12 protein-coding genes are annotated in these 12,221 nt (G+C 54.7%); 5 read left to right on the forward strand and 7 right to left on the reverse strand.

Translation table 11 applies throughout. The annotated features are described in order from the left end of the window. Positions 1-345 precede the first annotated feature (345 nt). The 3 genes from IEW01_RS09590 to IEW01_RS09600 all read right to left on the reverse strand — a co-directional run bounded on the left by IEW01_RS09590 (position 346) and on the right by IEW01_RS09600 (position 1,994). Entirely contained in the window at positions 346-972 is a 627-nt protein-coding gene (locus IEW01_RS09590; RefSeq protein WP_188527420.1) for a hypothetical protein, read from the reverse strand. Between the two features lie 202 nt (positions 973-1,174). Then, positions 1,175-1,594 carry a hypothetical protein gene (locus IEW01_RS09595; protein ID WP_229738174.1) on the reverse strand — a complete coding sequence of 140 codons (420 nt, stop codon included), beginning with the start codon at positions 1,592-1,594 and terminating at the stop codon, positions 1,175-1,177. A 49-nt stretch (positions 1,595-1,643) separates the two neighbouring features. Beyond that, positions 1,644-1,994 (reverse strand): helix-turn-helix transcriptional regulator, encoded by a 351-nt coding sequence (locus IEW01_RS09600; RefSeq protein ID WP_188527422.1) that lies wholly within the window; start codon positions 1,992-1,994, stop codon positions 1,644-1,646. A gap of 348 nt (positions 1,995-2,342) precedes the next feature. On the opposite strand from IEW01_RS09600, the gene IEW01_RS09605 reads away from it, so the two are divergent. Next, on the forward strand, positions 2,343-3,254 hold the full coding sequence (locus IEW01_RS09605; RefSeq protein WP_188527423.1) for a hypothetical protein: 912 nt from the start codon (positions 2,343-2,345) through the stop codon (positions 3,252-3,254). A 110-nt stretch (positions 3,255-3,364) separates the two neighbouring features. Here IEW01_RS09605 and IEW01_RS09610 read toward each other — a convergent pair whose 3' ends face one another. Further along, entirely contained in the window at positions 3,365-3,898 is a 534-nt protein-coding gene (locus IEW01_RS09610; protein ID WP_229738175.1) for a DUF3768 domain-containing protein, read from the reverse strand. A gap of 197 nt (positions 3,899-4,095) precedes the next feature. On the opposite strand from IEW01_RS09610, the gene IEW01_RS09615 reads away from it, so the two are divergent. The 4 genes from IEW01_RS09615 (at position 4,096) to IEW01_RS09630 (ending at position 7,916) form a co-directional block, all read left to right on the forward strand. After that, positions 4,096-5,256: a type IV secretory system conjugative DNA transfer family protein gene (locus IEW01_RS09615; protein ID WP_188527424.1), complete on the forward strand. Its 1,161-nt coding sequence runs from the start codon at positions 4,096-4,098 to the stop codon at positions 5,254-5,256. A 116-nt stretch (positions 5,257-5,372) separates the two neighbouring features. Then, positions 5,373-6,125 carry a DUF932 domain-containing protein gene (locus IEW01_RS09620; protein ID WP_229738177.1) on the forward strand — a complete coding sequence of 251 codons (753 nt, stop codon included), beginning with the start codon at positions 5,373-5,375 and terminating at the stop codon, positions 6,123-6,125. Between the two features lie 115 nt (positions 6,126-6,240). Further along, positions 6,241-6,387 (forward strand): hypothetical protein, encoded by a 147-nt coding sequence (locus tag IEW01_RS09625; RefSeq protein ID WP_188527426.1) that lies wholly within the window; start codon positions 6,241-6,243, stop codon positions 6,385-6,387. Beyond that, positions 6,384-7,916, forward strand: coding sequence for a recombinase family protein (locus IEW01_RS09630; protein WP_268236817.1), 1,533 nt, complete (start codon positions 6,384-6,386; stop codon positions 7,914-7,916). Before IEW01_RS09625 ends, IEW01_RS09630 begins: the two co-directional genes overlap by 4 nt. A 127-nt stretch (positions 7,917-8,043) precedes the next feature. Here the strand turns inward: IEW01_RS09630 and IEW01_RS09635 are convergent, their stop codons facing one another. The 3 genes from IEW01_RS09635 to IEW01_RS09645 form a co-directional block, all read right to left on the reverse strand. After that, positions 8,044-9,876: an ATP-binding protein gene (locus IEW01_RS09635; protein ID WP_188527428.1), complete on the reverse strand. Its 1,833-nt coding sequence runs from the start codon at positions 9,874-9,876 to the stop codon at positions 8,044-8,046. After that, a complete protein-coding gene (locus IEW01_RS09640) occupies positions 9,869-10,918 on the reverse strand; it encodes an SIR2 family protein (RefSeq protein WP_188527429.1) in 1,050 nt (349 codons plus the stop codon). The genes IEW01_RS09635 and IEW01_RS09640 overlap by 8 nt, the downstream gene beginning before the upstream one ends. A 126-nt stretch (positions 10,919-11,044) precedes the next feature. Beyond that, positions 11,045-12,187, reverse strand: coding sequence for a tyrosine-type recombinase/integrase (locus IEW01_RS09645; protein WP_188527430.1), 1,143 nt, complete (start codon positions 12,185-12,187; stop codon positions 11,045-11,047). Positions 12,188-12,221: the final 34 nt, after the last annotated feature.

The raw sequence follows: 12,221 nt of genomic DNA on the forward strand, positions 1-12,221 counted from the left end.
CTTGCGAAGAAATGGGCTCCGCGGCCCCGCAAACCCAAAGCCCCCGAGGGCACGACCTGAGAACAGCCCCCATCCGCGGTCCACGCCGGATGGTTACAGCCTTTCTGCACGGTATGATGAGAGATCGAGACTCGCATCCGAATTCATGCCCCTTGCTGTCCGTTCATCCCCGCAGCTATGGCGGAGGGGATGCATTTTTCCATTTGAAATATGTATGAAGTCACGGTGTTCGTGACGGTGTTTTCGCTCCGCCATGTTCCACGATGTTCTGCGGCGTGTCCACATACCGGATACCCATAGAGGTTGGGGATGAGTATGGGGGTCGTGTATGGGGGCTAAGGGAGCTCATTTGCGCCGAGTTTCGCCCTTCCATTCCAGCACATCTTCGGTCTCTTTCGCGCCTTCAGTGGAAAGGGTTGCGACATAGAGCTTGGCCGTTTCCAAGCTCTTGAATTCCTGATCCCCGACACGCCAAACATCATCGGCTTTTTCAATCTCGTGTCCGCTTCGGATTTCGGTGTCTTCAGCCTTCTCGATTGCCGGAATCTCTGCTTTGGTGGCTCCCGTTTCACCGTCTCTTGCCGAAAGACCTTCATATCCGGAAGTAGCCCCCGGGGCTGCCTCGACAGCATCGGCAAAGCTGTTGGCCGGGGCGTTCGGGCCGCGCAACGCTTGCCGCGAAACCTCCAACTGGTCCCGCGCGATCTTGAGCATCTGTTGAGAGTACTCAGCGGAATCGACACCCGCGCGTCCGATCTGTGTCAGGACGAGCCCTATAAACCCGGAGAACATCAGCCCCAACCCGGGTACGATCCCGGCCAGCCCCGCAATTGACGAACCACCAAAACCACGACTCATCTCTTCGAGTGCCGCCATCGCGACCACCGCGACAATTCCGCCGGCCGCGATGACACACCACGAAAGAATTTCCAAAATGCTGAAATATGTCCGCGCCGCTTCGTAAGATCTCATCAGAATACCTCCGTTTTCCCGGGGATAGGCTGTAACCACGAATTTTGTCTGTCAACTTGTGATTGAGCCCGGGTCTGTCGTTCGTAACCCAACTGTTGTCTCCGAGACCAAACTTTGACCGCCAACACCCAAGAGCCGCCCTCCTGGAGGACGGCGGGTCTTGCGTGACCGTTCCCGAGGTTCGTATCGAAAAAGCGAAGAACTAGCCCATCATGGCTGCGAGGCCGATCGAGCCACCGCGCCGGATGGTGTCGGCAAAGGAGAGGGCTTCGAAAAGAACAGTGTTGCGAGGTTCGTTGTCGAAGAACCGGCGCTTCTTCGGCAGCCAGGGCTCGATCGCAGGATACTGCGCGGCCAGCGCCGCAGCCTCCTCGTACTTGTTGGCGTAGTCATGGACCCGCGCGACGGACACATTGAGCAGGTAGTTGTGCTCGGCCGTCCGGGCGATCGCGCCGATGATCGCCTTGGTCTTCTTGCCCTTCCTGGCCGCTTCTGCGGCCTTCTCGGTGACCACGACGTCGGGCTTCAGCCGGTTGATCCATTTCTGAGCCTCCTCGGCGGCCTTGGTCGGCGATTTCGCAGCGGTGTATGACACATGCCAATCCCTGAGCTTGTCGCCCACCAGGAAAGCATAGCCAACCCGACCGGAAGCCGCCGCGACTGCCAGAATTCTATGGTCCGCCATGTTCCTCGTCTTCGGCGGCTAAACGGTCTCTCAGGCGTTCGATCGACGACGCCCGGTTGAACGTACCCGCGAAGTCACGGGTGTTCTTCGGCAGCTTGCGGACCCGTTTCCGCAGATCCCTGCGCGCCTGACGCATGACCATCGAAAACAGGCTTTCGAACGACCTGCCGAAGATCAGCGATAACATGACGGTTTCCGTAAGTGTCGGAAGCTTTCGCCCCTGTTCCAGGTCAGAGACCCGGGATTGATGCGACGCCAACATGTGAGCGATATCGCTCTGCACGAACCCCGCCTTGCGCCGCGCCGTGCGGAGGTCGAGTGCAAATTCGGTTGTCATATGGTGATTTGCTTATGCTTGTAATGCTCACCAGTCTATGGGGTCCGCCTTCACCCAACAAGGAGGCGCAAAATCCCCATTTTCGATGCCAACCCACCCTCTCAAACAACAACACCACCAGCCCGGTATGGACGTGCAGATCCCGGAAAGGTGAAACCTTTCCGGGGCTCGCCATACCGGGCTGGTGGTGGTTCGGAAGGTGGTTTGCTCATGAACTCCCTGACGGGGTCAGGATACCAAGGATCAGCTGCCGGATGCTAGACGGCGAGAAATGGTAACCCGATATGGGGTGTCTTCCCTATCGATGACGGATATGACAGCTTGTTCTTTCCCGAATGACCAAACAGGGTGCTCCAAATGGGTTGTAATGCGCACAACCATCCAACCGACTGTAGCTGTGGTTTCGGCGGCGATACCGGCAACACTCCAGGTGCCTCCAACTATTGGTCATTGGGCGACGTAGCGCTGCCACAGACTGACTTGCGGCAAGTTACGTTTCAAACGACCTGCCCGCTATGCGGGGGGGCTTGTTATTACTACGAGAACGAATTCGGATCCAAGGTCTGGTTTGATGAATTGGGCATCCCGTGGACCAAGCATCCGTGCTTCGAAAATGAACCTGAATTGCGCCTAGAACGCCCGAACAACGCAGCAGAGGCTCTGGGACCGTACGAACTTGAGCCGCAACGTGTGTTTGCAAAGTTATTGTGGAAAAAAGGAAACTGGAGATTCTTCGCCGTCTTAAAAGACCACCAATCCACATACCTACAACACTCTTGGGGCCCAAGAAGGCGTGTGAATTTCGGCGATGAAGAATACTCACGCACTATTGGTTATTTTTGTACGCGGCATCGGATTCCAAATGGATGTTTCATCATTATTTCTTGGGGCCAGAGGAAATTCTTCTTCATACCAGACGATGCGTCAGATGGATTTGAAATTTTTCCAAGTATTTGGAAAGAAGAAGTGTTTGATCGCGTGGGGTCTTTGCGCATTCAGCGCGCGACTTCCTGCTTTAGGGATGTACTTGAAAGCTTTGGCAAAGTATCTGATCCACAAGATCGCGCGTTCTTGGCTGAACTTCTCTATGATCAAACTGACCTACCGATTGAGACAATAGCGTTTCTAAGCCACGTACCGTTGATTGACGCCATCAGAATATCAAATGGTGAAGGCAAGCAGCCCCACGTGAAAAACAGATCGAAGATTCGAGAGGTAGCCTTGAAAATTGGGTCAATTCTCTACGATGTGGACCTATAAACGCTCTTTGCGCTCACCAAAGTTGGTCAGTCTGAATTCTAAAAATTTTCGTATGATCATCTCGGCCCGAAGATAATAGAATACCCGCCCTTGACCCAAGGGCGGGTTAGTCAATACTCGCTTGCCAACATGATGGTCAGCACCCTGTGCGTGACGGCTTCGTTGGCCGGGTTTTCCGAACCCTGCGTGAGCGTTGGATCGTAGTAGTCGAGCTTCCAGAACACTTTCTCGCCGTCGACCTCGACCGCGCCGTAGTCATGTTCGCCCCAGGGGTCGTTGTCCTCGGAGAACTGGTCAAAGTCACGGACGGCCTGGAATGCGCGCTGAAGGAAGTCCCGCCCAAGCGCTCGAACACCGGGCGTCACCACCACCGTCCCGTTGCCGCGCCCCTCGCGCCGAAACCGATCGTTGAGTTCGCGGATCGCCTGGCGCGGCCCTGCGCCATCAAGGCGCTTCCACACCAGCGTGGTCGCATCCTCGCAGGCGTGGCAGTGGGCATCGTCGAAGACATGCTCTAACTCCCACAACCCATACTCTGGGTTCCAACACGCCCAGGCGTCGAGCGCCACACGCTCCGAACCGCAGCTCTTGCAGACCGGCACCGTACCAATGGAATCGATACCATCGACTTGCGAATGTCCCATGATCACCTCCTGTTCAGGTGGTCCCGTCGGGATGACAGGCGCACCCGGGAAGAGGCGATCCGGGAAAGAACGATCTGTTGGCATGATACGCGACAGGTTGGAGCCCACTAGGCGCCGAAGCATCTAGCGCAACGATATCCGGTCCGCCGGTTTTTGACCGCCTAGGGTGACGTCGTGGGACCAGTCAGAATTGAGCGATGTTTCCACCGCCCGATCACGTCACCTTGCTTGGCCAAGCCTATCGCCACTACGGCGATTTCCCCTTTGGCATCCGTCTCGCGGACCGGCTGATGCACCTCTACGTCATCGGTCAGACCGGGACCGGCAAGTCGACCTTGCTCGGCAACACGGCCCGGCAGGACGCAGGCGCTGGTATTGGCTTCTGTCTCGTCGATCCCCACGGCGATCTGGCCAAGCAGTTGTCGCAGTCGCTTGCCATCGAGCATCGGTACTGGGACGTTGCGGACGAAGATAGCCCATACGGATACAACCCGCTGACCCCTGTGGCCGCCCAGTTTCGCCCGCTGGTCGCATCCGGCTTTATCGAAGCCCTCAAGAAGCAGTGGGCCGATGCCTGGGGCGCGCGCATGGAGCATTTGCTGCGCTATGCCGTTCTCGCGCTCCTGGAGCAGCGTGAGGCGGATATCCGGGACATCGTGCGCCTCTACGTCGACAAGGATTTCCGGCGCGCCGTGGTGGCTCGCGTGACCGACGAACAGGTCTATGCCTTCTGGACCCGGGAGTTCCCCAACATGAACTACCAGACCGCCGTCGATGGGGTCGCGCCGATTGCCAACAAGCTAGGAGCGTTTCTGGCCAACCCGGTGGTGCGCAAATCGATCTGCGAGCCGGAAGAGCCGCTCCGGTTCCGCCGGATCATGGATGAAGGCGGGATCCTGATCGTGAACCTGGCGAAGGGACGGCTGGGCACCGATACCTCCAACGTGCTGGGCGGCTTGATCGTCGCCAGTATCATGAACGCGGCCTTCACGCGCCATAACCTGCCGGACGAGCAGCGCCGGCCTTTCATGCTCTATGTCGACGAATTCCATTCTTTCACGACCTCAGCACTAGCCGGCATGATGTCGGAATCCCGCAAATACGGCCTGGGCCTCACGCTCGCGCATCAGCACATCGTGCAGACCGAAACTGACGTCTTCGAGGCGGTGCTCGGCAACGCCGGGAGCCTGATGGTGTTTCGCACCGGTGCTCAAGACGCCCCGACCTTCGAGCGCCAACTCGGCACCGTTGCGGTGCCGGATCTCGTTAATCTCCCGAACTACCGGGCCTTCGTGCAACTCATGGTCGATGGTGAACCGCGCAAGGCTTTCTCGGCGACGACCTTCCCGCCCGGATGATATGAGCCATCGGCCATAGCTGGACCCGATATTCCGTTACCTAGCGAGCGAAGCGCTCTGGCCTGACAATGGATGGCGGAACCCTGTTCCTTTCCCAACATCAATGGAGACAAGCCATGACGCTCATGCTGCATGCGGGCGCAAACCCGCTCGACTACGACGACCTCCGGCAACTGGAAGCCCCGGAGGCGACTGCCACCCATGTGCCGATCCCGCACCACCGGCTGGTGGACGCGGTCCGGCATACGCTCGGCTTCTACGGTCATGCCGTAGAGGAAGAACACCACGGGGTGACGCCCGATGGGATGCGGTATTTCGGGGTGCTGTCCCTGAAAAGTTCCTACGGCGACTACACCGATACGGTGGGGCTCAGAAACAGCCACGACAAGACCTTCCCGATCGGGATCTCCTTCGGCTCGCGGGTCTTCGTCTGCGACAACCTCGCCTTCATCGCCGATCACGTGGTGCGCCGGAAACACACGGCCAATGCCAAGCGTGATCTGCCTGGCCTAGTCGGCGAACTGATCGAGCCCCTGGCAGATCAGCGTGAGGCCCAACACCGGGTGATGACCCGGTATCGGACCACGACCCTGACCCAAGACGCGGCCGATCACGCCGTGATGGAACTCTACCGAGCCGATGTGATCACCGTGACCCGGATCGGGGCGGTGATGGATCGGTGGGAGAACCCGCCGCATGACTGGGGCGTGAAGACGGCTTGGCGGCTCTTCAATTGCGTCACACACGCGCTGGAGGGCCGAATCGCAGAACAGCCGGTGCTGACTGAGCGGTTGCACCAGGTGATCGAAGCGACTTGCGTCCACCGGCCACCTCCGGACTCCGTCGGCAGGCTTCTGTCACAGGAATGAGGTTGCGCCTCAAAGGCGGCCCAGATCGGGCCGCCTTTTTCTTTGATGAAGCAATATCGCTTGGCCAGGGTTTTCGGCGTCTATGCCGATATGCTTGACCGGGTAGAATTCGGGCATGAGCAAAGACGACCACCTCAAACAGCACTTGGAGCTGTGCAAAACCATCTATCTGCGAATGCTGAAGGACGGCACTTGGCCGTGGCGCGACTCGCAAATTTCCGAGGATCTGGTAGAGTCTGACGATATCAAAAAAGACGTATGAAGCCGTGCTTTGGATACATCCGAGTGTCCACCCAGAAGCAAGGACTGGGCGTGTCGCTCGAAGCACAAGTTGACGCAATCACGGCCTTTGCGAGTCAACACAATCTCAAGATCGTCGAATGGTTCGAGGAAAAGGAAACGGCCGCGAAGCGCGGGCGTCCTGTCTTCAACAAAATGATCCGAGAGCTCAAACGCGGAAGAGCCGCAGGCCTGGTGATGCACAAGATCGACCGCTCCGCTCGAAACCTGCGCGACTGGGCACTGGTCTCCGAACTGCCGAACCTCGGGATCGACATCTTCTTTGCGACCGAAAGCCTCGACTTCCGTTCGCGCGGCGGTCGCCTTGCTGCGAACCTTCAAGCCGTCATCGCCGAGGACTACATCCACAATCTGCGCGAAGAGACGATCAAGGGCCTGACGGGGCGGTTGAAGCAGGGTCTCTATCCGTTCAAAGCTCCGATCGGCTACGTCGACAACGGGCGCGGCCAACCGAAAACGCCCTGCCCGGTGAAGGCACCCCTGGTCCAGCAAGCGTTTCGACTTTATGCGAGCGGGCAGCACTCGATCATTTCGCTCCAGGCAGAGCTGGGCAGGCTTGGTCTATGCGGTCCGACAGGTAAACCCATCTCAAAGCATGGTGTCGAGAAGATCTTGAGCAACCCCTTCTACACGGGCCTGATCCATATCAAGAGGACCGGCGCGGTCTACGAAGGCATGCATGAGCCCATCGTTGATGCCAGGAACTTCCGACGTGTCCAAGACCTGAAGGCCGGGAAGGCAGGTAAGAAAGTCACCCGCCACAACCACACCTATCGTGGCCTATTTCGGTGTGGCATCTGTGGCTCGACAATGCCGCCTGAGCGACAGAAAGGTCACGTCTATTACCGCTGCCAAACTTCGGACTGCCCGACGAAGACGATCCGTGAAGACCAGATCTCCAAGGAGGTGTACGAAACGCTCAAAGGACTGGAGATCAAGCCGGACCAGGCTGCGAAGCTCGAACGCGACTGGCAACGCTGGATCAACAGCAGCCAACGCCAGGACGAAGTTCGATCTCTCGAACTGCGGATGGCACAATGTGAGCAACGATTGGCGCGCCTTACAGATCTCCTCATCGACTTCACCATCACGAAGACCGAGTACAACGACCGAAAACGAAGACTCACGATGGAGCTCGTGGACCTCAAAGACGAACGACAAAAAGCCAACGAAATAGGCCTGTCCAATCAGGACATGACACAATTCCTCGAACTCATGAAAAACCTTGCACAGCTTCACATTTCTGCAAAACCACTAGAAAAAAGGTGGATGGTCCAAAACTGCTTCTCGAACCGGACCGTGACCGGCAGAGAGCTTTGCTTAGAGCCGTCAAACTGGCTCCAGGTCAGAGATGTTGCTTCTCTGACCCCTTTGGTGACCCAAGACGGCCCAATTCTCGAACTACTATCGGCTGGGAAGATTCCTGTCTCACCAGAGGACGAACTCGACGTCACGCCTAGACCGATGAAGATCGAGTCGAATGATATGTGACCCAAGACGGCCCACTTCTCGAACTTTTATCGACAGGAAAGATACCAGTCACACCGCAACACGAGGAAGCTGCCGTTCCTGGACCACTGAAATCAATCACGGATCAGGTATGACGAGCGGAAACCAATCATCCATCTGGAGACACTATTTCGCCAAATTTGAGTGTCGTGCTTCGGGGTTGAAGATGTGCATCTAGTTCCTTGATCGACAGTTTCAGTGGCATCTGACCAGCAATACCACTAAAAACACAAGTCCCTGTGGGAAGCGTCGGAATGGATTCTTCTGTTAGCTTATCAATATAAGACACCGCACTTGCAATTGACTGCAAATCCTTTTGGTTGATTAGACGATGAATGAAATAATTGTGAGCCTGAGATGTGATCGTCTGGGAAATGTCATTTGGCCTCTGGCTCGCAATCGTGACGAAAACGCCGAACTTCCTACCTTCCTTGATTATCTCTTCAAAGGTCTCAAGGCGGTAGTCTTTCCAGCTTTCCGCCTCACGCGCCGACTCACGTGAAAGAATATTATGAGCCTCGTCAATCACAATACTGAGGGACTTTCCCACGTAGTTCTTCTTGTGGTCCTGATAAACCATCCTCGAAAGCAAAAGAGGTATTGTTTTCTTCATTTCAAGATTCACATCGTGCAAATTTACGACTACGACATTTGAATCGAAAAACTTGCTTTCTGGGCTGGAATCGAAGACCTTGCGAATGTCTTTTTGTTTGCTCTTTAACTTGTTGATGGCAGGAGCAATGTGTTCATTCTGCGCACGATTTGAAAGAACGTCGTAAATCATTTGCACATATGTAAAAACAATGAAATCCGAAATGATGTCGCCACTGAGCACAAAGTTGGCAACGTGGTTGTAGACGAACGTGTTTGGAATCTGTTCTGGATCTGATTTCAGGTAGTTGCCGTTCCAGGTGAATTCAGCAAACTTGTTGTTCCAGTCCAAATCAATTGCAAGTTCTATCGGCATCCCTTCAAGATCAACATTGGGCAGGATCTGGCGAAGATAATCGAGTAGCAAATCTGCCCGAACCTTGTCCGACATTTGAAGAATTTGCCTGACCTGGTTCCGGATAATGTTCCTAGTGTGCTCGAGAGCATCATCGCCTGACAATACTCTTTTCCTGAGTGCCAAGGCTCTTTTCAAAAACGGTTTTTGCGTTTTCTCCGTAGCATCAGAAATGATCGAGAGCATCTCGATATCCAAAAGCCCATCGTCTGACAGCGGAATCTTGTCGCCACCGTCCACCCTGGTCGAGAGATCGTAGACCGATTTCTCTTGAGTTAGGCAATCGTTACCCGAGTATTCACCATTGAAGTCAAACACAAGGATCCGGCAATTCGCATCGAAGGCATCTTTATTGCGGGTTCTCATCTCGGAAATGAAGCTCTGGTAGAGTATCGCCAAGGTGTTTGACTTGCCGCTTCCCGTATTCCCAAAAATCGCGATGTGGCTGTTCATCAAACCATCCACGGGCAACGCGATATCATAGCCTTCGTAGTCCGAACTAGCTACGTGAAGCGCAATCCCGTTCCGCGACACGAGATTATGAACCTGATATACCTTTTCCCTGGTTAGGAGGTATGCCTCGTTGCCTACCAGCGGGAGCTCCTTAGTGCCTCCAGAGAACTCGCCGCGACGATCTAGAAAGCCCACCAAAGACACTGACAGAACTCTTCGGCTGAGTTTTGTTTCTTTTAACTCATTTTTCCCATTTTCATCGGGTTGAGCATTTTCTCCATCAACTTTTCCAATTAAGCTTAGGTATCCCTTTCTTATGTCAACATAACTCCCGACAGCAATGTTCCGAACCAGGTCCCCATCAAAGAAAAGCTCTGACAAGTTCTTATCTTTGTCGACAGCAATCGAAATTCGCCGACCTGTGACCGCAGACACTTCTCCAATTCGAAGCACAGCTTCTTTTTGTAATCTCTCATCACTCATAGCTCTGACGCTTTAAAGGTGCTATCCCCTGGAAAAGTGAGTTCATTTCTGGAAAATCGATATTTGCGCCCTTAGCAGGCGAAATAACAAGAACATTTCTTTGCTGTTTGAATTTTTCAGCAAACGAAACTGCGGCTTCTTCACTGTAGGAAAAAATAATTAGCTTCGCCGTCGGATTTCGTAGAGCTCTTCTCGTAACATCTAGTATGTGCTCATCTGCAAATGAAAACCCAAAAGTGAAGAGTAGCGCGTTCTCTTTGTCTAGAGAATTCGAGTATAGCCTAAGGAGGTCGAAGTACACGCGATCCAATACGGTCGATTCGAATTTCCGAACATTTGGCAAGATGATCGCACGTTGCGTGAGAGCGGTTCTTACCTTTTCCGGATCATCCCGCTCCTCATCGGACAACGCTTTGTGCTCACGTAAAGAGTATCGGATATATTCGCCTTCTCCACGGGCCCAAGATAGTGAGCCGTGAATCTTGATCAGGTTAATGCTGGGGACTTCGGCTTGCCGATCGTACACATTTCCCGAGCGAAATGTTCGATCAAAATACTTCTCCGGTGAAAATGGGAAACCATCTATTGCCGCAGAAGTTCGATCGAAACCGTCATTGAGCACTACGGTCGGCAAATCGCTTGCTGCTTGCTCGAAGAAAAAGTCGTAGTTGGTTGTAAAGATGTTCGCTTGCCTCGGTAGCAATAGGTTTTTTCTTTCAAACACAAGTTGATCTACTGCCTCAAGAAAAGTGGTGTAATTGGTCAACACGTCTTCGATGGCGCCACCCGTGATATTGGCAACAACATCATTGTTTACATCCTCAAGCTCCTCGAGGAATTCGAGTGCTTTTTTGTCCGCTTGCGCATCTTCTCCCTTTGCAAGCAGATCGTTGATTTCCTTCTCGATATTTTTGGCCACATTGATGGCTGGCATAGACGCGCCAGAACCAAAGAGAAAATTCAAGTTCCCAGACTGCACATGTGCTTCAAGAAGCTTGACGATTTCTGACTTTTCTTCTGTGAGTATGATGGTTTGCGCCATATGAATCCTGCCTTTTCCCCATACTACCACGAGGAGAAATTTCCGGAAGGTGTATCGGAAGGAGGTTGTCACGTGGGGGATCTTTTGCCCGTATCCGACCGCACGTGCGTTCCGACCCCAGGCCAATCACCCAAGCAAGAATTTGGACCAGTCGTCTATCAATTGTCTTCGTTTTTCAAGGAGGTCGGATCGCTGGTACGCTCGCTCGACGTCGGTGCCAATCTGATGCCCCAACGCGCTCTCTTTGACCTCAAACGGCGTGTCAGTGGTCTCTTCGACCCAAGTGCGGAACGTCGCCCGGAAACCATGTGGTCGTGCTTGGTAGCCTTCGCGCTTCATGAACCCGCTCATGGTCGCATCGGAGATCGGGTTTCCTCTGGTCGATGGGAACAGAAGGTTTTGCCCTTTGACAACTCTCGCCTGATCCACGATCGACATTGCTTCATTAGAAAGTGGGATGCGGTGTTCCTTGCCCGTCTTCGTTCTCTCGGGCGCGATCATCCAAACGCCGTTGGAAATCTCATCGAAGGTGGCAAAGCGAACCTCGCTCGTACGGGCGACCGTTAGGATTAGGAACCTAAGCGCCAAAGCCGATACGAACGGCTTCTCGCAAAGCCATTTGTAGAATGCTGGGGCCTCTTGATAAGGCAATGACGGGATGTGTTTCACTTCGTGCCGCCGCTTCCCAAGCAAGGCCTGTGCCTTCATTACCGCTTGAAGGTCGACATCCAGCCCGAGCGCCGCCGCGTGCTTCAACGTCAGGTTCATGCGGTTCATGGCTTTCCGGGCGGTGTCCGGCTTCTCGTGCCAGATGGGCTCCATGATGCGCTTCAACTCGTGTTGGTCGACATCTTCAATCGCCAGGTTGCCGATCTTGGGCAACACGTGCACTGCAAGAGGCGACATCCAGCGTCCGGCGTTGCCGTCGCCTTTGAGCTCGGCCTGCCGAGCTTCAAAACACCCCTGCACTGCATCAGCTACCGTCAAGCGACTTGACCGCGATCTTTGAGTGCGGCGGTCTTGGATCGGGTCGGCCCCCTGCCGGAGCTTCTTGCGTGCTTCACTGGCGCTTTCACGAGCCTCAGCGATCGACACATCCGGCCACGGGCCGAGCCCCATTTCGCGGCGCTTGCCATCGACGACGATTCGAAGGATCCACTTGCCGGCATCTTTGCGTGACTTCACTAGCCACAAGCCTCGACCATCGGCATACTTTCCCTTGCCGAGGTTCTTTGCCTTGATCTGCGTTAGCGCGTTGGAGACCGTCAACTCAGCCCACCTTTTAGCCCACCCTGGTACGTGT

This window comes from Sinisalibacter lacisalsi (assembly GCF_014640115.1).
Classification (GTDB): domain Bacteria; phylum Pseudomonadota; class Alphaproteobacteria; order Rhodobacterales; family Rhodobacteraceae; genus Sinisalibacter; species Sinisalibacter lacisalsi.